The organism is Alkalihalophilus pseudofirmus (assembly GCF_029094545.1).
In the GTDB taxonomy this organism is placed as follows: domain Bacteria; phylum Bacillota; class Bacilli; order Bacillales; family Bacillaceae_D; genus Alkalihalophilus; species Alkalihalophilus pseudofirmus.
This window is the reverse complement of record NZ_CP117835.1, coordinates 2,579,165-2,605,815: the sequence shown is the minus strand read 5'-3', so window position 1 is coordinate 2,605,815 and position 26,651 is coordinate 2,579,165. Positions and strand designations below refer to the sequence as shown.

At 40.0% G+C, this 26,651-nt stretch carries 29 protein-coding genes; all 29 read left to right on the top strand.

Annotation, left to right across the window (positions count from 1 at the left end; translation table 11 throughout):
* Positions 1 to 168 precede the first annotated feature (168 nt).
* The 29 genes from sucC (at position 169) to fliP (ending at position 26,640) form a co-directional block, all read left to right on the top strand.
* Positions 169 to 1,329, top strand: a complete 1,161-nt coding sequence (gene sucC, locus PQ478_RS13940; RefSeq protein ID WP_012959403.1) for an ADP-forming succinate--CoA ligase subunit beta — start codon at positions 169 to 171, stop codon at positions 1,327 to 1,329.
* Positions 1,330 to 1,428: 99 nt separating this feature from the next.
* A complete protein-coding gene (sucD, locus tag PQ478_RS13935) occupies positions 1,429 to 2,343 on the top strand; it encodes a succinate--CoA ligase subunit alpha (protein WP_012959402.1) in 915 nt (304 codons plus the stop codon).
* Between the two features lie 88 nt (positions 2,344 to 2,431).
* Positions 2,432 to 3,304 (top strand): DNA-processing protein DprA, encoded by an 873-nt coding sequence (dprA, locus tag PQ478_RS13930; RefSeq protein ID WP_289234636.1) that lies wholly within the window; start codon positions 2,432 to 2,434, stop codon positions 3,302 to 3,304.
* Between the two features lie 165 nt (positions 3,305 to 3,469).
* Complete coding sequence (gene topA / locus PQ478_RS13925) at positions 3,470 to 5,542, top strand: type I DNA topoisomerase (RefSeq protein WP_289234635.1); 2,073 nt, start codon at positions 3,470 to 3,472, stop codon at positions 5,540 to 5,542.
* A 258-nt stretch (positions 5,543 to 5,800) separates the two neighbouring features.
* Positions 5,801 to 7,108 (top strand): FADH(2)-oxidizing methylenetetrahydrofolate--tRNA-(uracil(54)-C(5))-methyltransferase TrmFO, encoded by a 1,308-nt coding sequence (gene trmFO / locus PQ478_RS13920; protein ID WP_012959399.1) that lies wholly within the window; start codon positions 5,801 to 5,803, stop codon positions 7,106 to 7,108.
* Between the two features lie 60 nt (positions 7,109 to 7,168).
* On the top strand, positions 7,169 to 8,134 hold the full coding sequence (gene xerC / locus PQ478_RS13915; protein ID WP_289234634.1) for a tyrosine recombinase XerC: 966 nt from the start codon (positions 7,169 to 7,171) through the stop codon (positions 8,132 to 8,134).
* A gap of 36 nt (positions 8,135 to 8,170) precedes the next feature.
* Positions 8,171 to 8,722 (top strand): ATP-dependent protease subunit HslV, encoded by a 552-nt coding sequence (gene hslV / locus PQ478_RS13910; protein WP_012959397.1) that lies wholly within the window; start codon positions 8,171 to 8,173, stop codon positions 8,720 to 8,722.
* A gap of 65 nt (positions 8,723 to 8,787) precedes the next feature.
* Positions 8,788 to 10,182 (top strand): ATP-dependent protease ATPase subunit HslU, encoded by a 1,395-nt coding sequence (hslU, locus tag PQ478_RS13905; protein WP_012959396.1) that lies wholly within the window; start codon positions 8,788 to 8,790, stop codon positions 10,180 to 10,182.
* A 22-nt stretch (positions 10,183 to 10,204) separates the two neighbouring features.
* A complete protein-coding gene (gene codY, locus PQ478_RS13900) occupies positions 10,205 to 10,984 on the top strand; it encodes a GTP-sensing pleiotropic transcriptional regulator CodY (RefSeq protein WP_012959395.1) in 780 nt (259 codons plus the stop codon).
* 348 nt (positions 10,985 to 11,332) lie between these two features.
* Positions 11,333 to 11,728, top strand: a complete 396-nt coding sequence (flgB, locus tag PQ478_RS13895) for a flagellar basal body rod protein FlgB (protein ID WP_012959394.1) — start codon at positions 11,333 to 11,335, stop codon at positions 11,726 to 11,728.
* Between the two features lie 3 nt (positions 11,729 to 11,731).
* Positions 11,732 to 12,187: a flagellar basal body rod protein FlgC gene (flgC, locus tag PQ478_RS13890; RefSeq protein WP_289234633.1), complete on the top strand. Its 456-nt coding sequence runs from the start codon at positions 11,732 to 11,734 to the stop codon at positions 12,185 to 12,187.
* 42 nt (positions 12,188 to 12,229) lie between these two features.
* Positions 12,230 to 12,508 carry a flagellar hook-basal body complex protein FliE gene (fliE, locus tag PQ478_RS13885; RefSeq protein WP_476489876.1) on the top strand — a complete coding sequence of 93 codons (279 nt, stop codon included), beginning with the start codon at positions 12,230 to 12,232 and terminating at the stop codon, positions 12,506 to 12,508.
* A 52-nt stretch (positions 12,509 to 12,560) separates the two neighbouring features.
* Positions 12,561 to 14,135: a flagellar basal-body MS-ring/collar protein FliF gene (gene fliF / locus PQ478_RS13880; RefSeq protein ID WP_289234632.1), complete on the top strand. Its 1,575-nt coding sequence runs from the start codon at positions 12,561 to 12,563 to the stop codon at positions 14,133 to 14,135.
* An 11-nt stretch (positions 14,136 to 14,146) separates the two neighbouring features.
* Positions 14,147 to 15,163, top strand: coding sequence for a flagellar motor switch protein FliG (gene fliG, locus PQ478_RS13875; RefSeq protein WP_022628175.1), 1,017 nt, complete (start codon positions 14,147 to 14,149; stop codon positions 15,161 to 15,163).
* Positions 15,156 to 15,968, top strand: coding sequence for a flagellar assembly protein FliH (fliH, locus tag PQ478_RS13870; RefSeq protein WP_075682655.1), 813 nt, complete (start codon positions 15,156 to 15,158; stop codon positions 15,966 to 15,968). Before fliG ends, fliH begins: the two co-directional genes overlap by 8 nt.
* A gap of 3 nt (positions 15,969 to 15,971) precedes the next feature.
* A complete protein-coding gene (fliI, locus tag PQ478_RS13865) occupies positions 15,972 to 17,279 on the top strand; it encodes a flagellar protein export ATPase FliI (RefSeq protein WP_289234631.1) in 1,308 nt (435 codons plus the stop codon).
* A 10-nt stretch (positions 17,280 to 17,289) separates the two neighbouring features.
* Positions 17,290 to 17,733: a flagellar export protein FliJ gene (fliJ, locus tag PQ478_RS13860; RefSeq protein WP_289234630.1), complete on the top strand. Its 444-nt coding sequence runs from the start codon at positions 17,290 to 17,292 to the stop codon at positions 17,731 to 17,733.
* Positions 17,734 to 17,742: 9 nt separating this feature from the next.
* Positions 17,743 to 18,306 (top strand): MotE family protein, encoded by a 564-nt coding sequence (locus tag PQ478_RS13855; protein ID WP_289234629.1) that lies wholly within the window; start codon positions 17,743 to 17,745, stop codon positions 18,304 to 18,306.
* Between the two features lie 32 nt (positions 18,307 to 18,338).
* Positions 18,339 to 19,562, top strand: coding sequence for a flagellar hook-length control protein FliK (locus PQ478_RS13850; protein WP_289234628.1), 1,224 nt, complete (start codon positions 18,339 to 18,341; stop codon positions 19,560 to 19,562).
* A 9-nt stretch (positions 19,563 to 19,571) separates the two neighbouring features.
* Complete coding sequence (gene flgD / locus PQ478_RS13845) at positions 19,572 to 20,081, top strand: flagellar hook assembly protein FlgD (protein WP_289234627.1); 510 nt, start codon at positions 19,572 to 19,574, stop codon at positions 20,079 to 20,081.
* A 14-nt stretch (positions 20,082 to 20,095) separates the two neighbouring features.
* Positions 20,096 to 20,482: a TIGR02530 family flagellar biosynthesis protein gene (locus PQ478_RS13840; protein ID WP_022628168.1), complete on the top strand. Its 387-nt coding sequence runs from the start codon at positions 20,096 to 20,098 to the stop codon at positions 20,480 to 20,482.
* A 74-nt stretch (positions 20,483 to 20,556) separates the two neighbouring features.
* On the top strand, positions 20,557 to 21,345 hold the full coding sequence (gene flgG, locus PQ478_RS13835; RefSeq protein ID WP_289234626.1) for a flagellar basal body rod protein FlgG: 789 nt from the start codon (positions 20,557 to 20,559) through the stop codon (positions 21,343 to 21,345).
* Positions 21,346 to 21,789: 444 nt separating this feature from the next.
* Positions 21,790 to 22,002, top strand: coding sequence for a flagellar FlbD family protein (locus PQ478_RS13830; protein ID WP_075682660.1), 213 nt, complete (start codon positions 21,790 to 21,792; stop codon positions 22,000 to 22,002).
* Positions 22,003 to 22,434 (top strand): flagellar basal body-associated protein FliL, encoded by a 432-nt coding sequence (fliL, locus tag PQ478_RS13825; RefSeq protein ID WP_012959380.1) that lies wholly within the window; start codon positions 22,003 to 22,005, stop codon positions 22,432 to 22,434.
* Positions 22,435 to 22,536: 102 nt separating this feature from the next.
* Positions 22,537 to 23,529: a flagellar motor switch protein FliM gene (fliM, locus tag PQ478_RS13820; protein WP_075682661.1), complete on the top strand. Its 993-nt coding sequence runs from the start codon at positions 22,537 to 22,539 to the stop codon at positions 23,527 to 23,529.
* Positions 23,522 to 24,775, top strand: a complete 1,254-nt coding sequence (gene fliY, locus PQ478_RS13815) for a flagellar motor switch phosphatase FliY (RefSeq protein ID WP_289236984.1) — start codon at positions 23,522 to 23,524, stop codon at positions 24,773 to 24,775. The genes fliM and fliY overlap by 8 nt, the downstream gene beginning before the upstream one ends.
* Positions 24,776 to 24,798: 23 nt before the next feature.
* Positions 24,799 to 25,161: a response regulator gene (locus PQ478_RS13810; protein ID WP_075682663.1), complete on the top strand. Its 363-nt coding sequence runs from the start codon at positions 24,799 to 24,801 to the stop codon at positions 25,159 to 25,161.
* A 34-nt stretch (positions 25,162 to 25,195) separates the two neighbouring features.
* Positions 25,196 to 25,936, top strand: coding sequence for a flagellar biosynthetic protein FliO (locus tag PQ478_RS13805; RefSeq protein WP_289234625.1), 741 nt, complete (start codon positions 25,196 to 25,198; stop codon positions 25,934 to 25,936).
* Positions 25,936 to 26,640 carry a flagellar type III secretion system pore protein FliP gene (gene fliP / locus PQ478_RS13800; RefSeq protein WP_289236983.1) on the top strand — a complete coding sequence of 235 codons (705 nt, stop codon included), beginning with the start codon at positions 25,936 to 25,938 and terminating at the stop codon, positions 26,638 to 26,640. Before PQ478_RS13805 ends, fliP begins: the two co-directional genes overlap by 1 nt.
* Positions 26,641 to 26,651 lie beyond the last annotated feature (11 nt).

The following is a 26,651-nucleotide window of genomic DNA, read 5'->3' as shown; positions in this document are numbered from 1 at the left end:
TTGGACTCTAAAAAAGTTAGAATTAAAAGAAATTTGAAAGAGGTTACACTTTTCTCTCCCAAAATATTTTAAAAAGTGCTAAAATGGAAGAGGAATTTGTCGTTCATCCACGTATAAACGAAAGAGCGACTTGAAATCATATGCAATTGATAGGAGGCTGGAGAGAGAATGAATATTCATGAGTATCAAGGTAAAGAACTCCTTCGTAAATACGGAGTTGCAGTCCCTAATGGGAAAGTCGCATTCTCAGTAGAAGAAGCAGTTGAGGCTGCAAAAGAATTAGGCACAGAAGTTTGTGTTGTAAAAGCTCAAATCCATGCAGGAGGCCGCGGTAAAGCTGGCGGTGTAAAAGTTGCTAAGAACTTGGATGAAGTTCGTACATATGCGGATGAGATTTTAGGTAAAACACTTATTACTCACCAAACAGGTCCTGAAGGTAAAGAAGTAAAGCGCTTACTTATCGAAGAAGGATGCGATATTAAAAATGAATACTACGTTGGTTTAGTTCTAGATCGTGCGACAAACCGCGTTGTATTAATGGCTTCTGAGGAAGGCGGTACTGAAATCGAAGAGGTTGCAGAAGCAACTCCTGAGAAGATCTTCAAAGAAGTAATTGACCCGGCTGTAGGCTTACAAGGCTTCCAAGCTCGTCGTCTAGCATTTAACATTAATATCCCTAAAGAGCTTGTAGGACAAGCTGTTAAATTTATGATGGGACTTTATAAAGCATTCTCTGAAAAGGATTGCTCAATTGCTGAGATCAATCCGCTTGTTACAACTGGAGACGGAAAAGTAATGGCGCTTGATGCGAAGTTAAACTTTGATTCAAATGCTCTATACCGTCAAAAAGACGTACTTGAGTATCGTGATTTAGAAGAAGAAGATGAAAAAGAAATCGAAGCTTCTAAATATGACCTAAGCTACATTTCATTAGATGGTAACATTGGATGTATGGTTAATGGTGCTGGACTTGCTATGGCAACAATGGACATCATTAAGCATTACAGCGGCGACCCAGCTAACTTCCTAGATGTTGGCGGCGGTGCTACGGCTGAGAAAGTTACAGAAGCATTCAAGATCATCCTTTCTGATGAAAACGTTAAAGGTATCTTCGTTAATATCTTTGGTGGAATCATGAAATGTGACATCATCGCAGAAGGTGTTGTAGCAGCTACAAAAGAAGTAGGTCTTGAAATTCCATTAGTTGTTCGTCTTGAAGGTACAAACGTAGACCTTGGTAAACAGATTCTTAACGAATCAGGTCTGAACATCACTGCTGCAGATTCAATGGCTGATGGTGCACAGAAGATTGTATCTCTAGTTAAGTAATAATTGGTATAAAATACTAACTTAAAAGACTCTTGTTAAAGATGTCTTTAGATAAAATGATTCAATTTAATTGTTAATACGAAAGGCGGGACAAAGAGAATGAGTATCCTTATTAACAAAGATACAAAAGTCATTGTACAAGGAATTACAGGCGCAACTGGCTTATTCCATACACAACAAGCAATTGAGTACGGTACACAAATTGTTGGTGGTGTAACACCTGGTAAAGGCGGAACAGAAGTTGAAGGTGTCCCTGTATTTGATACAGTAGAGGATGCTGTTAAAGCTACAGGAGCTAACGCATCAGTTATTTATGTTCCACCTGCATTCGCTGCAGATGCAATCATGGAAGCAGTAGACGCTGAATTAGATTTAGCTATTTGTATAACTGAAGGTATTCCTGTAATGGATATGGTAAGTGTTAGACGTTACATGGAAGGCAAGAAGACTCGCCTTATTGGACCAAACTGCCCAGGTGTCATTACACCGGAAGAATGTAAAATTGGAATTATGCCAGGCTACATTCATAAAAAAGGTCATGTAGGTGTTGTATCTCGTTCTGGTACATTAACGTATGAAGCTGTTCACCAGCTTTCAACGAATGGTATCGGTCAATCGACAGCTGTTGGTATTGGTGGAGACCCAGTTAATGGAACAAACTTCATCGATGTATTAGAGTTATTTAACGAAGATCCAGAAACATATGCTGTGATCATGATCGGTGAGATCGGCGGTACAGCAGAAGAAGAGGCTGCTGAGTGGATTAAAGCTAACATGAAGAAGCCGGTAGTTGGTTTCATTGGCGGTCAGACAGCACCTCCAGGAAAACGTATGGGTCATGCTGGTGCGATTATCTCTGGTGGTAAAGGAACAGCAGCCGAGAAAATCAAAACTCTTGAGAGCTGCGGCGTAAAAGTGGCTGAAACACCTTCTGTTATGGGTGAAACACTTATCAAAGCTCTTAAAGAAAATGACTTGCTTGAAAAATGTACAACTCATGAAGTAGCAAAATAATCAAAAAAGCTCCTCTTATTTGAGGAGCTTTTTTATCTTATGAACCCCGCACCACTACCCTCATCTCCCCAAAAGGAAGTGTTCATAAATGAATACATTTAGAGAACGGTTGATTGTGCTGCACAGCAGCATGTTTTTGTCTTGGAAACAAATTGCTGCACTGATCAATCATGACCCAGAGCTTCTGACTCCATTCACCTTATCCTCTGCCTTTTTTATAAAGCATCTCCATTTAAAGCGAGATAAAGCAGTAAAACTTGTAACCTATTTAAAGGAAGTAAACTCACGTGAATATGTAAGCAAGCTAGCAACCTCGCAAATTACTACGTTAACTCGTTTTGATGCGGATTACCCTAAACAGCTGAAAGAGTTATATGATCCTCCTTGGGTGCTCTATTGCAAAGGGGATATAGATCTTTTGCAAATCAAATTGAAATTGGCAGTAGTAGGTTCAAGAACGCCCACAAATAGGGGGCTTGGGGCTGTTGCAAATCTAGTGAAACCGCTTGTGAAGGAAAACGTATGTATTGTAAGCGGGTTAGCTCTTGGCATTGATACGGCAGCTCATCAACAGACCATCTCGCAAAATGGACATACGATCGCTGTGTTAGGATCTGGCTTTCATCACTTCTATCCAAAAGAGAATAAAAATCTTTTCACTTACATGGCTGCCCATCAGCTTGTGATAAGCGAATACCCTCCGCATCAACCTCCAGCAAAGTGGACATTTCCAGCAAGGAATCGCATAATTAGTGGGTTATCAAAAGGGGTTTTGGTCATAGAAGCAAAAGAAAGAAGCGGCTCTCTTATTACGGCCGACCAAGCATTAGATCAAAATCGTGATGTATTTGCCGTGCCTGGTCCTATTGACAGCGAGTTATCAAAGGGCACAAATCAACTGATTAAAGAGGGAGCAAAATTAGTAGTAGAAATGAGTGATATTTTAAACGAATGGACATAAAATCGTCATAAAATTTCCGAGTTTCTTCTATATAATATAGTCGTTTTTTGTCAATTTCCATACGTTTTAATACGAAATTTTTAAACTCTTGTTTGACAAATGGTAAAAGTCTGTTTAATAATAGGGAAGATTTTAATTTAACTTCGAGAGAGGGAGCTGCTTGTTATGGCCGATTATTTAGTAATCGTTGAATCTCCCGCCAAAGCAAAGACCATTGGTAAATATTTAGGCAAAAAATACATTGTAAAGGCTTCAATGGGACATGTCAGAGACTTACCAAAAAGTCAAATGGGAGTAGATGTTGAAGAAAATTTTCAACCAAAGTATATTACAATCCGCGGGAAAGGCCCCGTGTTAAAAGAATTAAAGACAGCTGCTAAAAAAGTGAAACGAATTTATCTCGCAGCTGACCCCGATCGTGAAGGAGAGGCTATCGCTTGGCATCTTGCCCATAGTCTTAATATTGATGAGCAGTCTGATTGTCGCGTAGTGTTTAATGAAATTACAAAGCAGGCAATTAAAGATGCATTTAAAACACCGAGAAAAATTAATATGGATTTGGTAGATGCTCAGCAAGCACGACGCATTTTAGACCGTTTAGTTGGTTATAATATTAGTCCTCTTTTATGGAAAAAAGTTAAAAAAGGATTAAGTGCAGGTCGTGTTCAATCTGTCGCCGTCAAAATGATTATTGAGCGTGAGAAAGAAATACAAGCGTTCGTACCTGAAGAATATTGGACCATTCAAGGAAAGTTCTCATTAGGGGATGAGGCTTTTGACGCTAAATTTTACGGAGTAGACGGCAAGAAGCAAGAACTTAAATCAGAGGAAGAGGTCCAAGCGGTTTTAAAGCAATTAAAAGGTAAGTCGTTTGATGTGGCATCTGTAAAAAAGAAAGAACGTAAAAGAAACCCTGTAACTCCATTTACTACCTCTTCTCTTCAGCAAGAGGCTGCAAGAAAGCTGAATTTTAGAGCAAAGAAAACAATGATGATTGCTCAGCAGTTATATGAGGGGATTGACCTAGGCAAGGAAGGGACAGTTGGTTTAATTACGTACATGCGTACCGACTCTACACGAATCTCAGAGACTGCGCAAAATGAAACAAGGCAATACATTGTAGAACAATTTGGGGAAGAATACACGAGAGTAGGACAGCGTGCGGTGAAGAAAGATAAGAAAGCACAAGACGCTCACGAAGCTATTCGCCCTACTGCTGTATTTAAAGATCCTAAAAGCTTGAAGAGCTATTTATCACGTGACCAGCTTCGTTTGTATCGTCTAATCTGGGAACGTTTAGTTGCAAGTGAAATGGCTCCAGCTATTATGGATACGATGTCTGTGGACCTTGTAAACGAAGGAGTACTATTTAGAGCAACAGGTTCGAAAGTGAAGTTTCCTGGTTTTATGAAAGTGTATATCGAGGGAAATGATGACGGAAAGAAAGAGGAAGACCGTCTGCTGCCTAACCTTGAAGAAGGTCAAAAAGTAAAGAAAGAGTCTATTGACCCGAACCAGCACTTTACTCAGCCCCCGCCAAGATATACAGAGGCGAGACTAGTAAAAACGATGGAAGAGTTAGGGATTGGCAGACCGTCAACCTATGCACCTACACTTGATACGATTCAAAAGCGTGGATATGTGGCTCTTGAAGAAAAAAGATTTATTCCGACAGAATTAGGTGAAATTGTATTAGAGTTAATCGTTGAATTCTTCCCAGAAATTTTAGACGTGGAATTTACAGCTAAAATGGAAGGTGACCTCGACTCTATTGAAGAAGGGAATCATGAATGGGTCCACATTATTGATGGTTTTTACCAAGGCTTTGAAAAGAGACTTAAGGTTGCAGAAGAAGAAATGAAAGAAGTCGAGATAAAAGATGAACCTGCTGGTGAAGATTGTGAAAAATGTGGACATGAAATGGTGTATAAAATGGGACGCTACGGAAAGTTCATGGCATGTTCTAATTTCCCAGAATGTCGAAACACAAAAGCAATTGTAAAAGATATCGGTGTGAAATGTCCGACGTGTAAAGAAGGAAATATTGTAGAGCGGAAAAGTAAGAAACGTCGTACATTTTACGGATGTGACCGCTACCCAGAATGTGAATTCATCTCATGGGACAAACCAATTTCTCGTCCGTGTCCAAAATGTTCGGCGATGCTCGTTGAGAAGAAAACGAAAAAAGGTGTCAATGTTCAATGTTCTTCATGCGATTACAAAGAAGAAGCAAATTAATTTGTTTTTGTTGAATCTTGACGAAAAAAGTATTATGATGTACTAGGATTCATAGAAAGTCATGGTGAGCACGTACTCACCAGCAAAGAATGGTTAGTTGATACAATTGCCACAAGGTGATTGAACAAGGAAAAACCAAGGGTCTGAACCGCTAATGTGCAAGTACTCACCAGGATAATGGATCGCTTCGTTATCTTGTCCTTGCCTTAGTCACCGTTCAGACCTTTTTGAATGATTTTAGAGTGGAGGCGTTAAAAAATGGATCAACAACATGTAAATGTGATCGGTGCTGGCCTTGCTGGAAGTGAAGCGGCTTGGCAGCTAGCGAAGCGCGGAATAAATGTACGATTATACGAAATGAGACCTGTAAAACAAACACCAGCACACCATACAGACAAATTTGCTGAGCTTGTATGCAGTAACTCTTTGCGTGGAAACAGCTTAACAAATGCGGTTGGTGTATTAAAAGAAGAGATGAGGAAGCTTGATTCGGTTATTATTTCATCAGCTGATGACTCTTCTGTACCTGCTGGTGGAGCCCTTGCTGTGGACCGTCACGAATTCGCTCAAAATGTTACTGATCGTGTGAAGAATCACCCGAATGTAACCGTGATTAATGAAGAAATCTCTGAAATACCTGAAGGACCGACGATTATTGCTACTGGTCCGTTAACCTCAGAAGGACTTTCAAAGCAGCTTCAAGCACTAACAGGTGAAGAGTACTTATACTTCTATGACGCAGCCGCGCCTATTATCGAAACGGATTCAATCGATCGTGATAAAGTGTATCTTAAATCTCGTTATGATAAAGGAGAAGCTGCATATCTAAACTGTCCGATGACAGAAGAAGAGTTTGATCGCTTTTATGAAGCGTTAATCTCAGCTGAAACGGTTCCTTTAAAAGAATTTGAAAAAGAGATTTTCTTTGAAGGGTGCATGCCGATCGAAGTCATGGCAAAAAGAGGGAAGAAGACGATGTTATTTGGCCCGATGAAACCAGTCGGCCTCGAGCATCCTGAAACAGGAAAGCGCCCATATGCAGTTGTACAATTACGCCAAGACAACCAATCTGGTACATTGTATAATATCGTTGGTTTCCAAACACATTTAAAATGGGGACCGCAAAAGGAAGTCTTAAAATTAATACCAGGCTTAGAGAATGCAGAGATTGTGCGCTATGGAGTTATGCACCGTAATACGTTTATCAATTCGCCGAATTTATTAAAGTCTACTTATCAATATAAAGATCGCGAGGATTTATTCTTTGCTGGTCAGATTACTGGTGTTGAAGGTTATGTGGAATCAGCAGCTGCTGGGTTAATTGCCGGTATTAATGCTGCAAGGCTCGTTAATAATGAGGAGCTGCTTACGTTCCCGGAAGAAACCGTTTTAGGGAGCATGGCAAATTACATCACTACTGCGAACCCAAAAAACTTCCAGCCGATGAATGCAAACTTTGGTTTGCTTCCGCCTCTTAGTGAGCGCATTAAAAATAAAAAAGAACGCTATGAACAACTTGCTGAGCGAGCTTTAGGGTCAATTCAGAATTTTGTGAAAAAAATGTAAATATCATTGCGGGAGCTACTGAATCATGATAGAATTTAGTAGCTCTGTGAGGTGATTCGGATGGATCAATCAAATGAAGATTCGATGATGAAGGATTCAACGATAAAGGACTCGATTACCAACAATACGAAAACAAACGATTCTATACAAATGTTCGTACGCTACATGCAAGTTGAAAAGAATTATTCCCTACATACTGTTAAAAGCTATCTTAGTGATATAGAGGATTTTTGTCACTTCATGAAAGAGCATAACTGTGCTGCTTTTTCTGATGTGACTTATCTTTTTGTGCGCTCATATCTGACGTTTCTTTATGATAAAGCGTATGCTAGAAATTCAGTGGCAAGAAAGATCTCTTCTATGCGCAGTTTATTTCACTTTCTTATGAGAGAAGAAGACCTTACCCGCAATGTCTTTGCAGAAACTCATCTTCCAAAACAGGCTTCAAAACTTCCAAGCTTTTTGTATGAAGAAGAAATGGATGAGTTATTTAAAGCGTTTGAAGGAAATACACCTCTTGATAAAAGAGACCGAGCAATCCTCGAACTTTTATATGCAACCGGAATGCGCGTAGGTGAATGCAGTCAATTAGATGTAGCGGATATAGATCTTAGGATTGGCACTGCCTTTGTCAAAGGTAAAGGCAATAAAGAGCGCTATGTACCGATTGGTTCGTTTGCATGCGATGCATTACATGAATATATTGAGGATGCCAGAGTAAACTTACTTAAAAAAGGTAATAGTGAGACTAAACGTCTTTTTCTGAATTATCGCGGAGGACCGTTAACTGACCGAAGTATACGGAGGATGTTAGCTAAAAGAGTGGAAGAGGCATCAATGCAAAAGCATATCCGACCTCATGATTTGAGGCACTCATTTGCAACTCATCTTCTAAATAATGGAGCGGACCTTAGAGTGGTTCAAGAATTACTAGGTCATGAACATCTTTCTACGACTCAAGTGTACACTCATGTAACAAAAGACCGGCTTCGGGAAGTGTATAAAAATCATCATCCTCGTGCGTGAAATAGAGGGATATCAGCTATCTAGGAGGTCTTTATAATGAATGAGAAAATGACTTTCCACGCGACAACGATATTTGCAGTGCAGCATAATGGGCGATGCGCGATGGCTGGAGACGGCCAGGTAACGTTAGGAAATGCTGTTGTAATGAAACATACTGCCAAGAAAGTACGTAGAATCTATCAGGGGAAAGTGTTGGCTGGTTTTGCTGGGTCAGTAGCAGATGCTTTTACACTGTTTGAGAAATTCGAGAGTAGACTTGAAGAATTCAACGGCAACTTGAAAAGAGCTGCTGTAGAGCTTGCTAAAGAATGGCGAAGTGATAAGGTGCTTAGACAGCTTGAAGCGATGCTCATTGTTATGAACCGTGAACACATTCTCTTAATATCAGGTACTGGTGAAGTGATTGAACCAGATGATGGGATTCTTGCTATTGGTTCTGGCGGGAATTATGCATTATCAGCAGGACGTGCGCTAAAAAAACATGCCCCTGATCTGTCGGCTAAAGAGATTGCAACAGCTGCCCTTGAGACAGCTGGAGAAATTTGTGTGTATACGAATTTAAATCTCGTTGTAGAGGAACTTCAATAGAAGAAACTCAATAGAGGAACTTCAATAGAAGAGGCTGGATAAAACGATAACTGGAGTGTGATCGCGTGAAAACTAATCTAACGCCTAAACAAATTGTTGAACGCTTAAATCAATATATCGTTGGTCAAGAAGGAGCTAAAAAATCAGTAGCTATTGCTCTAAGAAACCGCTATCGCAGAAGTTTGTTAGAAGATAAGCTTAAAGAAGAAGTTACTCCAAAAAATATCCTGATGATTGGTCCAACGGGTGTCGGTAAAACAGAAATCGCGAGGCGTTTAGCGAAGCTTGTAGGTGCCCCGTTTATAAAAGTTGAGGCGACAAAGTTTACAGAAGTAGGCTATGTTGGACGTGACGTTGAATCGATGGTTAGAGATTTAGTAGAATCAAGCGTTCGGATCTTGAAAGAAGAAAAGATGGAAGGCGTCAAAGAAGAGGCTCTAAGACATGCAAATGAACGTCTTGTTGAACTTTTGGTGCCTTCTAACAAAAAACAATCCACATACAAAAATCCTTTTGAAATGCTTTTTAATCAACCTGGTCAACAGCAGCCGGATGATTCAAACGGTGAAGAAGAGGGTATGAAAGAACAAAGAAGGAGAATGGCCCATCAATTAGCTTTAGGCGAGCTTGAAGACCGTATCGTTACCATTGAAGTAGAAGAACAGACACAACAGTTCATGGATATGTTCCAAGGTGCAGGTATGGAACAAATGGGGATGAATATGCAAGATATGCTTGGCAGTATGATCCCTAAAAAGCGCAAGAAACGTAAAATGCCTGTATCTGAAGCAAGAAATGTTCTAGCGGAAGAGGAAGCTCAAAAGCTGATTGATATGGATGAAGTTACACAGCTCGCTGTTGAGAGGGCTGAGCAGCTGGGAATTATTTTTATCGATGAAATTGATAAAGTTGCCGGTAAATCTTCTGGACAATCGGCTGATGTTTCAAGAGAAGGCGTCCAAAGAGATATTCTGCCTATCGTTGAAGGATCGACAATTGTTACGAAGTACGGTGCGGTGAAAACAGATCACATTTTATTTATTGGTGCAGGTGCATTTCATATTGCCAAACCATCTGATTTAATCCCTGAACTTCAAGGTCGTTTTCCGATTCGTGTTGAGTTGAAAAACTTGACAGTCGATGATTTTGTTCGCATTTTAGTAGAGCCTGATAATGCATTGTTAAAACAATATTCAGCTCTTTTGCAAACGGAAGGTATAAAAGTTACATTTACTGACGATGCTGTTCGTAAGATTGCGACAATTGCAACGGAGGTAAATCAAGACACGGAGAATATAGGGGCAAGACGCTTACACACGATGCTTGAAAAATTATTAGAAGACCTTTCGTTTGAAGCCGCAGATATTACATTAGAAGAGATTGTTATTACACCAGAGTATGTAGAAGAAAAGTTAGCAACCATTGCGAAAAATCGCGACTTAAGCCAATATATTTTATAGTGAATCTAGGAGGAGATTTTTAATGAATTTATTATCAAGAACAAGACAAATTAATGAAATGTTACAAAAATCAGGAGGGCAGCATGTTAACTTTAAAGACATGGCTGAAACGCTCCGTGATGCAATCAGCGCCAATGTCTTTGTCGTTAGCCGCCGTGGTAAATTACTAGGCTTTGCTATTAAACAGGAAATTGAAAACGAGCGTATGAAAAAGATGTTAGAAGACCGTCAATTCCCAGAAGAGTATACAGGGGGATTATTTAAAGTAGAAGAAACGTCACCGAACTTAGATATTGAAAGTGAGTACACAGCCTTCCCTGTTGAAAATAAAGACTTATTCCAACACGGTTTAACGACAATCGTACCTATCCTTGGAGGAGGTCAGCGTCTAGGAACTCTGGTACTAGCTCGCTTAAATGATTCATTTAATGATGATGACCTCATCTTAGCAGAGTACGGGGCAACAGTAGTAGGTATGGAGATTCTTCATGAAAAGACACAAGAAATTGAAGAAGAAGCACGTAGTAAAGCGGTTGTACAAATGGCCATCAGTTCATTATCTTACAGTGAACTTGAGGCGGTTGAGCATATTTTTGAAGAGCTTGACGGAAAAGAAGGGCTGCTTGTAGCAAGTAAGATTGCTGACCGTGTAGGTATTACACGCTCTGTAATTGTAAATGCTCTTCGCAAACTAGAAAGTGCAGGCGTTATTGAATCACGTTCACTTGGGATGAAGGGGACATATATTAAAGTACTAAACGACAAGTTCCTGCTCGAACTAGAGAAAATTAAAACTAAATAAATCATTTATTCATAGAAGGGTCACATTGTGGCCCTTTTTTTATGTGCGAAAATAGTCCTATGAGATAAAGTGATCATGGATATGTAATTATTTTGTAAATAAATTAGGCTAAAAAAAGTATTAATATATTAATAATATAACCCAGAGGTAGATACTTAAGTCTAAAGTAGGTGTAAATAGGTGGTGCTTTTTTATCGAATGCACTTTTCTTAAAAACTTCATTAGACATTTCGGGTCATATTGATTACAATTTTCGTAGTGGTTATGATGTGAAAATATGTATTATTTTGTTTATAAATGCCGGAATTTGGCGGAAATATGAATGAATTGTCGAAAGGTGTGGCACGTATGGAGTTATTTTCTAACTCGACTTTTAGAGTATTAGAAAGAGGGTTAGATGGTTCGCAGCTAAGGCAGCGAGCGATCTCTGACAATATCGCAAATGCAGGGACGCCCAATTATCAAGCTAAAAAGGTAAGCTTTAAACATACATTAAATGAAGCTATGGGCACAAACCTAGAAGCAAATAAAACAAATGCGAAACATATAGACTTTAGTACTACAAATACAGGGACTAAGGTATATACTAATCCTCATACAACTTACAATCACAATGGAAATAACGTTGATATAGATCATGAAATGTCTGAATTAGCTAAAAATCAAATCTATTACAATGCATTAATTGATCGGATGAACGGAAGATTTCAAAGTTTGCAGACTGTGATCAGAGGGGGAAATTAACAGATGACACTCTTTAGTGGATTTAATGCAAGTGCCTCAGCACTTACCACACAGCGTCTTAGGATGGATGTAATTTCTTCTAATATGGCGAACGCAGAGACGACGCGTGCACGAATGGTAGATGGTGAGTGGACACCATATCGAAGAAAGATGGTTGTCGTTGAACCGAATCAAAAGCAGCCTTTTTCTGCTTTCTTAGGAAATGCGATGAAACAGAAATCAGAAGCCGGAACTGGAGTAAAAGCTTCGGCAATTGTTGAGGACCAAAACCCTTTCAAACTTCTCTATGATCCAACTCATCCTGATGCTAATGAAGATGGATACGTTGAAATGCCTAATGTAGACCCGCTGAGAGAAATGGTTGATTTAATGACAGCTACTAGGTCTTATGAAGCAAATGTGACGTCACTAAATGCGACAAAGAATATGTTAATGAAAGCCTTAGAGATAGGAAGGTAGGGGGATAACTAGATGGAGTTAAATCGTATTTCATCACCATTTATGTTACATAATCAGCTAGGAGTACAGAACCAGCCGTTGAAAACTCCAGCCGAGGCAGGGGAGACGTTTAAAGCGGCATTAACAGAAGCGGTTCAAGAAGTGAACGAACTTCAAAATGTTTCTGCTATGAAAACAGAACAATTGGCTCGTGGGGAGATTGATAATCTTCATGATGTTATGATTACCGGCCAAAAGGCAAGTGTAGCGCTGCAGGCTACAGTAGAAATCAGAAATAAAGTGATTGAATCTTATCAAGAAATAATGCGAATGCAAGTTTAAGCAAGTTTACAAATTTGCATAGTCATTTGCTTTGTAGGTTGTGGGAGGGCGCATGAACGAGAAATTTGTACTATATAAACAGAAAGTGACAGAATTCTGGAGCGGGCGTACAAAAAAGCAAAAAAGCATCTATGCAGGTGCTTTCATTGCCGTCGCTCTTTTATTGATTCTATTGTTATTGCTTGGAAACAGATCGAATAACGTCCCTCTTTATAGCAATTTAACCCTACAAGAAACAGGGAAGATTAAAGAAACGTTAGACGCAAGAGGGATACCAGCTGAAATATCAGATAACGGTACAACGATCCTAGTACCAGAAGCGATGGTCGATAGTTTAAAAGTAGATCTTGCAGCTGAGGGGATACCTAGAAGCGGCAGCATTGACTACAGCTTTTTTCAAGATCAAATGGGTTTTGGTATGACAGATAATGAATTTTCCGTGATGGAGCGAGGTCTCATGCAAACGGAACTTCAAGACTTAATCCGTAATATTAACGGCGTCAATCATGCCAATGTCATGATTACCCTGCCTGAGGAGAGTGTTTGGCTTAACACGACTCAAGAGGCAGCTACAGCTTCCATCGTAGTGGATTTAGCCCCTGGCTACCAATTGGATCAAAATCAGGTTAAAGCACTTTATCATCTAGTATCTAAAAGTGTTCCAAACCTCCCTATAGAGAATATCGTCATAATGAACCAAATGTTTGAGGATTATTTTTATGATAATGATGGAAGTCAGTCAACGACATTATCTGCTTTTGAACAACAACGTACGATTCAACGTGAAATTGAGAGAGACTTAACCCTAAACTTACAGCGGATGCTAGGAACCGTCGTAGGTCAGGATAAGGTGCTGGTGTCAGTTACAACTGATATTGATTTCACTCAGGAGAATCGTCAAGAATCTTTAGTAGAACCAGTTGATCCTGAAAATATTGAAGGCATTGCTGTGAGCATTGAACGAGTTACCGAGACGTATACAGGAGAGGGAACGCCAGCCGGCGGGGTTGAAGGAACTGGTGAGGGTATTCCAAACTTCCCTGGTGCTGTAGGGCAAGGGGAAACGGAATATGAGCGTACGGAAGATCGAATTAATAATGAAGTCAACCGTATTAACCGTGACATAGTAGAAAGCCCTTATAAAATTCGTGATCTTGGTATTCAAGTCATGGTAGAGCCGCCAGAAGGAATGGATGTTCTTCCTCAGGAACGATTAGATGATATACAGCAAATTTTAGGGACGATCGTACGCACAAGTATCTCAGGTGTTTATGCGGATGAGTTAACAGAAGCTGGTATTAATGAAAAAATTTATGTTTCCTCGCAGCCATTTGAAGGGAAGCCGGATACAACTCAAGCTCCATCAACGGTTATACCTGTTTGGATGTATGTGGTTGCAGGGGTCTTAGTTGTTATTATCATTTTGCTTATCGTCTTATTAATGAGAAAAAGAAAGCAAGAAGAGGAAGAAGAACTCGTTATTCAGCAGCAAGCAGCAGTTGTACCTGATCTTCCAGATGAAGACACCGGTGAATCTGCAACAAAACGCAAGCAATTAGAACGTATGGCGAAAGAAAAGCCTGAAGAATTTTCAAAACTTCTTCGTACATGGTTATCTGAAGATTAGGAGGGAGAGCTTTGGCACAGTCAGCAAAAAAAGGATTAACAGGGAAGCAAAAAGCAGCAATTCTCCTAATCTCACTTGGGCCAGATGTATCTGCGCAAGTGTATAAGCATTTATCGGAGGAAGAAATTGAACAGCTTACCCTTGAGATTGCGAATGTTAGAAAAGTAGATAGTGAAATGAAAGAAGATATACTTGAGCAGTTTCATTCTCTTGTTTTGGCTCAAGACTATATTGCTCAAGGCGGTATTGGATATGCCAAAAGCATTCTTGAGAAAGCACTAGGGGAAGCGAATGCGATGGATATTATTAATCGCCTGACGTCTACTCTTCAAGTGAGACCTTTTGATTTTGCAAGAAAATCAGATCCTTCACAAATCTTAAACTTTATTCAAAATGAACACCCGCAAACCATTGCATTAATTTTAAGTTATTTAGATTCAACTCAAGCGGGAACGATTCTTTCTGAACTGCCACAGGAAGTTCAAGCAGATGTTGCAAAAAGGATCGCATTAATGGACAGCACTTCCCCAGAAATTATAAATGAAGTGGAATCCATCTTAGAACAAAAGCTGTCTTCTACAATGACACAAGACTACACAGAAGCAGGCGGGATTGAAGCGGTCGTTGACGTGCTTAACAGTGTTGACCGTTCAACTGAACGCACAATACTTGATGCGCTTGAAATACAAGACCCAGAACTTGCTGAAGAGATTAAAAAGAGAATGTTTGTCTTTGAAGATATTGTCACACTTGATAACCGCTCCATCCAGCGCGTAATTCGTGATGTTGAGAATGAAGATTTACAATTATCGCTTAAAGTGGCTAGTGATGAAGTGAAAGAAGTGGTATTCAGCAACATGTCTCAACGTATGGCTGAGGCCTTTAAAGATGAAATGGAGTTTATGGGGCCGGTTCGATTGAGAGATGTTGAAGAAGCTCAAACAAGAATTGTCGCTGTCATCCGCCGCTTAGAAGAGGCAGGAGAAATCGTTATTGCCCGTGGCGGAGGGGATGATGTGATTGTCTAAAGTTATTAAGTCAGTCCATTCTAAGTCCAGCTTTAAGCAGGCTAAGCAAATTGTAATCCGAAAGCTATCTGAAGATGAAAGTTTCCAACCTTTCATTCATGCAGAAGAAGACACGCATGTAGAGAGCTTTAGAACTGCTAGTACTATTAATAGTATGGATGCAGATGAGGTTGTAAAACAAAAATTAGATGAAGCTGACCAAAAGGTTAAGCAAATGATAGAACACGCAGAGCTTCATATTAAAGAAATGTATGAGCAAATTGAGTTCGACAAAAGTGAAGCGATAAAAGAGCAAGAATATATGTATGAGCAGATGAAGGAGGAAGGCTACCAGGCAGGTCTCCTCAAAGGGCGAGAAGATGGATTTAATGAATACAAAGAAAGTATTGAAGAAGCAAACAGCATTATTATGAGCGCAAAAGATGAATTTCATAAAGTTGTAGAAGAGGCAGAGTCAGTGATTGTCAATTTAGCTGTGGAGCTTTCCAGAAGAGTGATCGGCCGTGGACTAGATGAGTTTCCTGAAGTGTGGGATCAACTTGTAAAGCAGGTCATCAAAGAGGTTCAAGAACATGAAGATGTGAAAATTTATGTCCACCCTGATTGGTTTGAACGAACGAGGCAGCAAAAAGAAGAGTTACATCTATTTCTTACACATAGCGAGGAGCTCTACATTTATGCAGACCCCGCTTTAGCTGAGAACGGCTGTGTGATTGAAACGAAATACGGCCGAATGGATGCAACAATTGATCACCAGCTTACTCAGTTAAAAAAACAGCTTCATGATCGACTCGAGGAGGCTTAAGTGATGAAAGCTCAATCATTAATCTCTTCAGTTCCCTCACTTCAACCGTATAAATGGTATGGAAAAGTATCTAGAGTAGTAGGATTGATGATTGAATCAATCGGTCCTGTCGCATCCGTAGGAGAGCTGTGCTACATACTAGTCGGCAAACAGAACCAAACGAGAGTCAGAGCAGAAGTAGTTGGGTTTAGGGACGAATATGTTCTGTTAATGCCCTTAAACGGAATTCAAGAAATTGCTCCCGGCAGTTTAGTAGAAGCAACAGGAAGTCCCCTTGAGATTAAGGTGGGAAGCGGCTTAATTGGCAAGGTGGTTGATGGGTGCGGAGAACTGCTTGATCAGCAAAAGCTGCCTAAAGGATTAACATCTTTTCCAACAGATAATGAGCCGCCAAATCCATTAAAGAGACCGCGTATTGAGAATGCAATGAGTCTGGGAGTTAGAGCAATAGACAGCTTGTTTACAGTAGGAAAAGGTCAGCGAATCGGTATTTTTGCCGGCAGCGGGGTTGGTAAAAGTACATTGCTTGCAATGCTTGCCAAAAACTCTTCAGCGGATTTAAATGTGATTGCTTTGATTGGTGAACGTGGTCGGGAAGTGAAAGATTTTATTGAGCGGGATCTGGGCGCGGAAGGGCTTAGCCGCACAATCTTAGTTGTAGCTACCTCAGATCAGCCAGCTTTAATGAGAATTAAAGGAGCTATGACGGCTACAGCAATTGCCGAGTATTTTAGAAATCAAGGTCTTGATGTCAATTTGATGATGGATTCGGTCACCCGTTTTGCGATGGCGCAGCGTGAAGTCGGGTTAGCGACCGGAGAACCACCAACGACGAAAGGATATACTCCTTCTGTTTTTGCTATGCTCCCTAAGCTGTTAGAGCGGTCTGGGACAGATGCAAAAGGAAGTATTACCGCGTTTTATACTGTATTAGTAGACGGTGATGATATGAATGAGCCGATAGCTGATGCGGTGCGAGGTATTCTTGACGGTCACTTAGTCTTAGATCGGAAGTTAGCCAATAAAGGACAGTTTCCTGCGATAAATGTGTTAAAAAGTGTCAGCCGGGTGATGTCAGATCTTGTTAATCCAATTCATAAACAGGCTGCAGAACGTGTGCGTAAATTAATCGCTACATATGAAGAAGCCGAAGATTTAATTAATATAGGCGCTTATAAGCGAGGCTCTTCAAAAGAGATTGATGAAGCGATCCAAGCTTATCCAGCGATTATTGAATTTTTAACTCAAGCTACTGATGAGCGGATGTCATTTGAAGAGTCTGCCAGCCTTCTAATGAAACAATTTGGGTGAGGTGTAGAGGATGTCGTTTGATTTTGCACTACAGAAAGTAATGAACGTGAAAGAACAAGAACAAAAAAACAGTAAGAATCAATACACAGAAGCGATGAATCAATTTGAACAAGTAGCAACAGAGCTGTATGACCTGCTTAAAAAGAAAGAGGATCTTGAACAAGCAGGAAGAGAAAAGGTTACGAAGGGAGTTTCTATATATGAACTCCAAAGTAGTCAATCTCAGTTATTACGTCTGCAGCATGCAATCAATGAGACTCAACACACTACCCAATTAGCCCGTGAGCGGATGAATCGTAAACAGCAGGATATGGTTAGACATTCTATTGAATTTAAAAAATATGAAAAAATGAAACAAGTAAAACAGGAACAATTCAAAGAAGAACAACGTCGTCTTGAAAATGCTCAAATGGATGACATTGCGATTCAACTATTTCAAAAGCGTTGGAATTAGGTGGATAGGATGAGTAAAAAGGAAAAAACGCATAGCAAGCTTCAAATGTTTGTTCTCGTTATTCTTATTCCGGTTATTTTTGGGGTGATCTTCTTTAGTGTCATTCTTAATATGATTGGCTTTGACGTGTTAGGTACGGCTAAGCAAGCAGCGTCATCAATCCCTTATGTGTCAAGCCTAATAGAAGATGATGAGGAGGACATTATCGAATCAGAGACAGAAGAGCAGGACATAGATACTACAGCGGAACAAAATGAGATTGCCTTATTGCAGCAGCAGATTGCTGAAAGGGATTCAAAAATTACAGAGCTTGAAAATGAAGTCATAGAAATGGAACAAAGGCTGCTAGTTGAACAGGAATTAAATAATAACGCAACACAAGAACTTAGTGAAATCGCTAAAACGTACGAAGCGATGTCTGCTAAAAATGCAGCCGCAATTATTTCTGAGCTTCAAACGGAAGAAGCGCTCCTTCACCTCTCCCAACTAAAAACGGATTCAAGAGCAGCGATTCTTTCAAAGATGGACTCAGCTGCCGCAGCTGATTTAATGAGCCGTTTAACGAGTCAATAATTGGAGTTAGGAATGTGAAAGGAGGTGAAAGAATGAATGCGAACGCGATGATGAACTTTTTTGCACCAGTAACGATAGGTAATACAGCTACTGTTCCTAAACAAGGGAATGGAAATTTAACGTCAGGTGACCCTTTTTCGAATATTTTGAGCCAACAGTTATCGGCAGAGCTTATTAGCGAGGACGTGCTAATACCTCAAGAGGAACAAGATGAAATATCTCTGAGCGAATGGTTACAGTCGTTAGCTGGAGTTAGGATTGAGGAAGAGATAGAAGACTTGTTAGAGAATGACTCAGTGGAGAAACTGATTTCTATCCTTCCTGTTGAATGGAAAGATGAGATTATGGCTTGGATTAATAATCTGAATGACGGGGAAGGGTTGACGATTTCTTCAGGTGCTGTAGAGCGAATGGTGAAGGAATGGCCGGAAGAACAACTGGCAGTTATCGGAGTGCTTTTAAGTCAGTTTTTAGAAACACAAGGGACCGCTAAAGTACCAGACATGATTCCATTGGACAAGATGTTTCCACAGATATTGGCTGATACTCAAAAAGAACCGAATATCTCTAGGATTGAACGGTTTTTAGAAGGTATGGAACGAGCGCTCTCACAGCAAAAAGCTCAAGCTCCTGCAGATGAAGTGATTAAAGCTGCGATTAATAGGTTGTTTACTGAGAAACCGGATGTAACTCAAACATTTGCTCGAACAACTGCTGATCAACAGCCCCCTTCAACTATATTACCGCTGCATAACGGCGTGATGTTTAATCCTTTGATGAGCAGAACCGAACAAGCGGTTATTCATCTAGGGGATCAGCAGCCTAAAGAGGTGCAGCAGCAGCAGCTATTAAGACAGTTTGAACAAATGATACAAAGAGGTCATTTCCGCACTAATGAAGCAGGTATGAACACGTTCTCTATTAGGCTGTTTCCAGCTCATTTAGGAAGGTTAGATGTTCAATTAACTCAAGTAGAAGGTGTGTTAGTAGCAAGACTGCTTACTAGTTCAAGCGCTGCAAAGGAACTAGTGGAATCACAGCTTCACCATTTGAGGCAAGCTTTTAACAGCCAGCAGATTAACGTAGAACGTGTGGAAGTATTCTCTCAAAACCAATCATCCATTAAAGATGATCAATCATCTAATAAAGAAAGACCTCATGATGACAGTGAACAGCAAAAAGAGACTCAACAAGCAGAAGAGGATGATACCTTCCGCGCCTTTTTAGATGAATTAACATTTAACGAAGAAGTGTAGGTGAATAGGATGCCGACCATTAATGAAAGTTACTTTTTGCAAAATCAACCGAAGCCGACCTCCAATACGGGTCAAAATATGCTAGGGAAAGATGATTTTCTGAAATTATTAATTACCCAGCTTCAAAACCAAGATCCTTCAAACCCGATGGACGACCGAGAGTTTATTGCGCAAATGGCACAGTTTTCTTCACTAGAACAAATGACCAATATGAATAACACCATCCAAAAATTTGTGGATGTTCAAACAAGTCAAAGCCTTGTTCAATTTAGTGAACTGATTGGCAAAGAAGTGAAGTGGGTGCAAGAAGTCGATGTGGATGAGTACCGGACGGAACTTCAATATAACGACAATAAAGTTCAATCCGTAAAAGTAGATTTTGATGGAACAATCCGAATTTTACTAGATAATAATCGCTGGATTCATCACGAACAGCTTACTCAGGTTAGTGCAGTAAAAGGAAATCAACCGGCCAATCCGCCAAGTGGAGATTCGAGTGATGAGAACACAGCAGAATAAAAGGGGGTATGACCATGAATAATGGGTTTCCTATCCAATCGGTACATGCTCTGCCGAAACCTTATTCAAAAAAAGAAATACCCAAAAATGCAGCAGCTAAAACATCTTTTAAAGATGTCTTACAGCAGCAGATTGTTAAGCCAGCTCCACTTAAAATAAGCAAGCATGCCAACGAACGGATGGATAAACGCGGGATAGAAATTAATTCAGCGCAATGGGAGACAATTAATCGAAAAGTAGCTGAAGCAAAACAAAAAGGCGTAACCGATTCTCTAGTAATAACGGATGATGCAACCTTGGTTGTCAGTGCGAAAAATAACACTGTCATAACGGTCATGGACCGCCAAGAAGCAAAATCACAAATTTTTACGAACATAAACGGAACGATTGTAATTGATTGAAAAAGGCTGGACCCTTATGGGAGGCTGTCGCTGCTGACTGACTGATGCAGCATACACTAAAAGGAGTGACTGACATGTTACGTTCAATGTACTCAGGTATTTCAGGAATGAGAAACTTCCAAACAAAATTAGATGTAATTGGAAATAATATTTCAAATGTGAATACGTTCGGTTTCAAAAAAGGCCGCGCAACATTTAAAGATATGGTGAGCCAGCAGATTGCAGGAGCTACAGGGCCCCAAGCTGGTGCAAGAGGAGGAGTAAATGCTAGGCAGGTAGGTCTTGGCTCGCAGTTAGCTAGTATTGATACGATCCATACGCAAGGAAGCTTGCAGAATACGAATAGAGCATTAGATTTGGGGATATCTGGGGATGGTTTCTTTCAAGTAACAGATGGTGCAATAACCTATTTCACTAGAGCGGGGAATTTCTATTTAGATTCTTCCGGGGATATTGTCAATAGCGATGGGCTTAGATTAGTAGGTACCGGTAATATGAATATTCCTTCTTCTGCTCAAAGCTTTAGTATTGGTGCTGACGGAAGCATTAATTATATTAATGAGCAAGGTGTACTGACTCCAGGTGGAACAATACAATTAGCTAACTTCGCTAACCCAGAAGGTCTTACAAAGGCGGGAGAAAATCTCTACTTACAATCTACTAACTCAGGGGTCCCTGGAGCTCAAACACCAGGTAACGGCGGAACAGGCACCCTAGTAGCCGGCACTCTTGAAATGTCTAACGTAGATTTATCTGAAGAATTCACAGAGATGATCGTCGCACAACGTGGGTTCCAGGCAAATACACGTATTATTACGACATCTGATGAGATTCTACAGGAATTAGTAAATCTAAAACGTTAATTTTATAGCGGGATCACTTAGATGATCCACTAGGTAAAGGAGGTTTGAGGCTGGGGATTAATTAGAGTGTTTGACTCAGAATACGAACGAATCGCTATTCAAGCGGAAGGTATATATGTGGATTTCCTTTGGGGATTAAAAAAGTTAATGAGAAGCTATTTCCAATGAGAGGGACCACTTACCAACTTACTCGCTCAGTTGATTGGAGCGGAAGGCACCGACTCCTGCGGGATGTGCGTGGCCATGGAAGACCCCACAAGAGTGAAGCGATGAGGAGGCTTCCGGACCGCCCGCGGAAAGCGAGTGCCTGCAGCGGAAATCAACACATTATAGGGATCTACTACGGAAAGCGAAGTTTGTTTCAGGAGCGGTATACCTAAAGCCGCATCACTAATGTTCGTATCCCTATGAGTTAAAATACTTTTACCCCAGCCCATCCATAAAATGATTGAATTAATTCGATTAAATGGGCAGCCGTTCATGCTGAATGTCTTGTTAATAGAACAAATAGAAGCATTTCCAGATACAACAATTACGCTTGTCAGCGGGAAAAAAATTGTAGTTAAAAATGATATCAAAGAAGTCTACTCATTAATTAATCAAAGGTACAAAGAAATTGGTCTTATATCGATTTATAAAGGTTTGGAGGGCTCATGATTGTTTAAAAATAAGCTCATTAATATCATGCTTATCATTTTAATTGCCTTAACTTTAATTGGTGTAATCACGCTGGTCTTGTTTAATCATTTTACAAATCAGCCTGAAGCCAATGCTGAGCCTACGATTGATGAAATTATTGCCCAGTCCTATGTAACTGAAGAAATTACGACAAACTTATTATCAAATGATTTTGTACGTACTCAGTTCCATATTCACGTAGATAGCAAAAAAGCGTTGCAAGAAATTCAGAAGCGTGATTTTCAAGTGGAAAACATTATTCTTAGAACGTTATCTGGTAAAAAATCTCCGGATCTTGCCGGCTCTGCTGGGATCGAAGAACTCGAAGCAGAAATAAAGGAACAAATTAATCAATTATTACAAGAGGGCTCGGTTGTTCAAGTGTATACCACAAGCTGGGTCATTCAATAATCAACTCCCACCAATCTATTATAAAGGTCGATAGATTTGCGGGATGAAAGATTTATAAAGAAACGTTAGATAGCTGTTTTAAGGAATGGAGAGGTGAGGCTCTTGGCTGACATTTTATCGCAAGGTGAGATTGATGCTCTGTTATCGGCACTTTCTACTGGAGAAATGGATGCTGATGAACTCAAAAAAGAAGAGACGGAAAAGAAAGTTAAAGTGTACGATTTCAAACGAGCCCTGCGCTTTTCTAAAGATCAAGTTCGTAGTTTAACTCGTATCCATGAAAATTTTGCAAGATTGTTAACCACTTATTTTTCGGCTCAACTTAGGACGTTTGTTCAAATATCCGTGGCATCCGTTGATCAGCTGCCATATGAAGAATTTATCCGTTCGATCCCAAAAATGACCATCTTAAATGTATTTGAACCGTATCCGTTAGAAGGACGTTTATTAATGGAAGTGAATCCTAATGTAGCATATGCCATGCTGGACCGGTTATTAGGCGGGAAGGGCATCAGTATTAACAAAATAGAAAATTTAACTGAAATAGAAACGAGGATCATGTCACAACTGTTTCAACGTACATTAGACAGCTTCGAGGAAGCATGGAGCAGCGTAGTTGAAATGGATCCTGTGATGGAGGAGATCGAGGTTAACCCTCAATTCCTTCAAATGGTTTCACCAAATGAAACGGTTGTTGTCATCTCCTTATCAACAACCATTTCAGAAACATCAGGCATGATTAATATTTGTTTGCCGCATGTTGTTCTTGAGGAAGTGCTCCCTAAGCTTTCTGTTCACTATTGGATGCAAGAGAAGAAAAAACAGCATCAGCCAGGTGAAAAAGAAGCGATTGAAGCAAAAATTAAAAAGGCGCCATTACTTATTCAATCAGAGCTTGGACGCTCGGAAATAACGATAAATGAATTTCTGCAATTAGGTGAAGGAGACGTCATTGAGTTAGATCAATTAATCAATGAGCCTCTTCTTGTAACCGTTGAAGGTGAGAAAAAATTCTATGCTCAGCCAGGGAAAATGAAAAATAAAATGGCCGTTCAAGTGACGGATGTAATTGAGGAGGCAGAAGATGATGAATGACGACATGCTGTCCCAAGACGAAATAAACGAACTGCTAAAAGGTATCGGTAATGATGATGAAACAAAAGAAGAAGAAATGAAAGAAGAAATTGAAACATCACCATCATCATCCACTTCGTTAAATGTAAATGATTATTTATCGGATATTGAACAAGATGCCTTAGGAGAGATCGGAAATATTTCTTTTGGCAGTGCTGCTACAGCGTTATCAACACTATTAAACCAAAAGGTTGAAATTACGACACCTACTCTTTCTTTAGTAGAAAGCAAAGAACTGCCGGCCGAGTTTCCACAGCCTCATGTAGCGGTTCATGTTGAGTATACTGAAGGTTTTGAAGGAATGAACCTGCTTGTCATAAAAACAGGCGATGCGGCCATCATTGCTGATTTAATGCTTGGAGGAGACGGCACAAATCCTGCTAGTGATCTTTCAGACATGCATGTGAGTGCAGTACAAGAAGCAATGAACCAAATGATGGGCTCCGCTTCGACTTCAATGTCGACTGTATTTAATAAACGCGTAGATATTTCTCCGCCAGGCATTGATTTAATGGATTTAAAACATAATGTAGGAACATCGAATGTGCCTGAAGATCAAATTTTAGTAAAAATTTCATTCCGTTTAAAGATCGGAGAGTTAATTGATTCAAATATTATGCAGCTTGTTACGGTTACATTTGCCAAACGTTTAGTAGATGATTTAATGAATCCAGCTCCAATAGATGGAGATTTTCTAGGTGAAGAGGTTATTCCAGAAATGCCTGCTAATGAGCCATCTGCCGAAAAGTCTGAGGTTCATTCACGCCGAAGCGAGATGCCGCAAAATGATCGATCTCATCAGGTGGATCAATCTTTTGAACAACCAATCCATGAAAGAACGAGAGAACAACAGCATATTGGCTCTGGCATGCACGGAGGCAGGGAAGTAGATGTGCAGCCTGCAGCTTTCTCTCATTTTGAAGCTCAACCTCTATCAAACCATGAATCTAAAAACTTGAGTATGCTGTTAGATATTCCTCTTCAAGTAACCGTTGAATTAGGTCGGACAAAGCGCTCAATCAAAGAGATTTTAGAGCTAGGCCAAGGATCCATTATTGAGTTAGATAAACTTGCTGGCGAACCGGTTGATATTTTAGTGAATCAAAAGCTTATCGCTAAAGGCGAAGTCGTTGTAATTGAAGAGAGTTTTGGTGTTCGGGTGACAGACATTGTCAGCCAGGAAGATCGTATTCGTAATTTAAAATAATTGTTGGAAATGAGGAGACCGTAATGGCACACAAAGTATTAATCGTTGATGATGCAGCGTTTATGCGCATGATGATTAAAGATATTCTTACCAAAAATGGATTTGATGTAGTGGGGGAAGCGAATGACGGTGCTCAAGCTGTTCAGAAGTATGAAGAGCTATCACCTGATCTTGTTACGATGGACATTACGATGCCTGAAATGGATGGGATTACATCATTGAAGGAAATCAAAAAAATTGATCCTAATGCAAAAGTTATTATGTGTTCTGCGATGGGTCAACAAGCAATGGTCATTGATGCGATCCAAGCGGGGGCCAAGGATTTTATTGTTAAGCCTTTCCAAGCGGACCGCGTGCTAGAGGCAATAAAGAAAACACTTGGATAATTGGATTAGGAAAGTAAATGAGGTGTCACCTAGTATGTGCAAGAAGGTGTTAGCTTCTCTCCTAGCAGCTTCTTTAGTTGCATTTACGGCAGGAGAGGCAGAGGCAGAAAGTCAAAATCGGTCGGTTCAAGAAGCCATTGAGGAATCTCGTGAAGGAATTAATCAGGAAGAGCCTTCAACTGAATTTCCGGCCGAAGAGAATATCGAGCAACATGACCAGCAAGATAGTGGATCCGTGCAAGAAACCGAAGCCAATGAGATGAATAACGAGCAAGACGAAATGATTGGTTTGACAGACCAAAATCCATTTTTAATGTTCATACAAATGATTGCAGCTCTCGTCTTTGTTGTCTTCTTAATTTATATGCTTCTGCGGTTTGTTAATAAAAGAACCCAGTCATTTAGATCGACTAAATTGCTGCACAATATTGGCGGTGTTCCTCTTGGAGGCAACCGCTCCGTTCAATTAGTAAAAGTAGGAGATCGTCTTCTTGTCGTAGGTGTAGGGGAATCTATTCAATTATTGAAAGAACTTGATGACCCAAAAGAGGTTGAAACGTTTGTTCAAATGCAAGAACAACAATACGAGCAATTTGAGCAGCCTCTTACAAAAGCATTAGGTAAGGTCAATCGTTTGTGGAATAGAGAGTCTCATTCTCCACCAGCTGCAAATGATAATCAAGAAGCTTTTAAGGCCTTATTAGGTAAACAGTTAAAAGACGTTTCAAAGTCTCAAAAAGAGATTCATGATGCAGTTAGGGAGAGAGATAAATGATGGTTGACCAACTTATAATGCCTGCTATTACTCAAATCCCGGGACTTGATCTTGATTTCTTATCAGAAGAGCCAGCAAACGTTGCAACAACGATTCAGCTGCTTATCGTATTAACTGTCTTATCGCTTGCACCAGGCATTTTGATTCTAATGACCAGTTTTACAAGAATTGTAATTGTCCTTTCATTTGTCAGACAAGGCTTGGCCACTCAATCCATGCCGCCAAACCAAGTCCTGATTGGACTAGCTCTATTTTTAACGTTTTTCATTATGGCTCCAATATTTGCTGAGGTGAACGAACAAGCACTTACACCGTTTCTTGAAGGAGCACTTACTCAAGAGGAAGCATTAGAGCAAGCAGCGGTGCCGATGAAAGAATTTATGGCCAAGCATACGAGGGAAAAAGACCTTGCCTTGTTCATGGGGTATGCTGGGATGGATCGTCCTGAGTCATTAGATGATATTCCGTTGACAGCCTTAATTCCTGCTTTCGCGATAAGTGAATTAAAAACGGCTTTTCAAATTGGATTTTTAATATTCGTTCCTTTTCTCGTAATCGATATGATTGTAGCGAGTGTATTAATGTCTATGGGGATGATGATGCTTCCTCCTGTTATGATTGCTCTACCGTTTAAAATTTTACTGTTTGTACTTGTAGATGGTTGGTATTTAATTGTTCAATCACTACTGCTTAGCTTCAGTTAGGATGTGTTCTT

Excerpts from the sequence above, each read along its gene's own strand:
- xerC (WP_289234634.1), top strand. The coding sequence starts at position 7,169 with ATGGATCAATCAAATGAAGATTCGATGATGAAGGATTCAACGATAAAG.
- flgG (WP_289234626.1), top strand. The coding sequence starts at position 20,557 with ATGTTACGTTCAATGTACTCAGGTATTTCAGGAATGAGAAACTTCCAA.
- PQ478_RS13830 (WP_075682660.1), top strand. The coding sequence starts at position 21,790 with ATGATTGAATTAATTCGATTAAATGGGCAGCCGTTCATGCTGAATGTC.
- trmFO (WP_012959399.1), top strand. The coding sequence starts at position 5,801 with ATGGATCAACAACATGTAAATGTGATCGGTGCTGGCCTTGCTGGAAGT.
- PQ478_RS13840 (WP_022628168.1), top strand. The coding sequence starts at position 20,096 with ATGAATAATGGGTTTCCTATCCAATCGGTACATGCTCTGCCGAAACCT.
- PQ478_RS13805 (WP_289234625.1), top strand. The coding sequence starts at position 25,196 with ATGTGCAAGAAGGTGTTAGCTTCTCTCCTAGCAGCTTCTTTAGTTGCA.
- fliI (WP_289234631.1), top strand. The coding sequence starts at position 15,972 with ATGAAAGCTCAATCATTAATCTCTTCAGTTCCCTCACTTCAACCGTAT.
- sucD (WP_012959402.1), top strand. The coding sequence starts at position 1,429 with ATGAGTATCCTTATTAACAAAGATACAAAAGTCATTGTACAAGGAATT.
- fliJ (WP_289234630.1), top strand. The coding sequence starts at position 17,290 with ATGTCGTTTGATTTTGCACTACAGAAAGTAATGAACGTGAAAGAACAA.
- codY (WP_012959395.1), top strand. The coding sequence starts at position 10,205 with ATGAATTTATTATCAAGAACAAGACAAATTAATGAAATGTTACAAAAA.
- topA (WP_289234635.1), top strand. The coding sequence starts at position 3,470 with ATGGCCGATTATTTAGTAATCGTTGAATCTCCCGCCAAAGCAAAGACC.
- dprA (WP_289234636.1), top strand. The coding sequence starts at position 2,432 with ATGAATACATTTAGAGAACGGTTGATTGTGCTGCACAGCAGCATGTTT.
- fliP (WP_289236983.1), top strand. The coding sequence starts at position 25,936 with ATGGTTGACCAACTTATAATGCCTGCTATTACTCAAATCCCGGGACTT.
- PQ478_RS13855 (WP_289234629.1), top strand. The coding sequence starts at position 17,743 with ATGAGTAAAAAGGAAAAAACGCATAGCAAGCTTCAAATGTTTGTTCTC.
- flgB (WP_012959394.1), top strand. The coding sequence starts at position 11,333 with ATGGAGTTATTTTCTAACTCGACTTTTAGAGTATTAGAAAGAGGGTTA.
- fliF (WP_289234632.1), top strand. The coding sequence starts at position 12,561 with ATGAACGAGAAATTTGTACTATATAAACAGAAAGTGACAGAATTCTGG.
- PQ478_RS13810 (WP_075682663.1), top strand. The coding sequence starts at position 24,799 with ATGGCACACAAAGTATTAATCGTTGATGATGCAGCGTTTATGCGCATG.
- fliE (WP_476489876.1), top strand. The coding sequence starts at position 12,230 with ATGTTACATAATCAGCTAGGAGTACAGAACCAGCCGTTGAAAACTCCA.
- sucC (WP_012959403.1), top strand. The coding sequence starts at position 169 with ATGAATATTCATGAGTATCAAGGTAAAGAACTCCTTCGTAAATACGGA.
- PQ478_RS13850 (WP_289234628.1), top strand. The coding sequence starts at position 18,339 with ATGAATGCGAACGCGATGATGAACTTTTTTGCACCAGTAACGATAGGT.
- flgD (WP_289234627.1), top strand. The coding sequence starts at position 19,572 with ATGCCGACCATTAATGAAAGTTACTTTTTGCAAAATCAACCGAAGCCG.
- fliY (WP_289236984.1), top strand. The coding sequence starts at position 23,522 with ATGAATGACGACATGCTGTCCCAAGACGAAATAAACGAACTGCTAAAA.
- flgC (WP_289234633.1), top strand. The coding sequence starts at position 11,732 with ATGACACTCTTTAGTGGATTTAATGCAAGTGCCTCAGCACTTACCACA.
- hslV (WP_012959397.1), top strand. The coding sequence starts at position 8,171 with ATGAATGAGAAAATGACTTTCCACGCGACAACGATATTTGCAGTGCAG.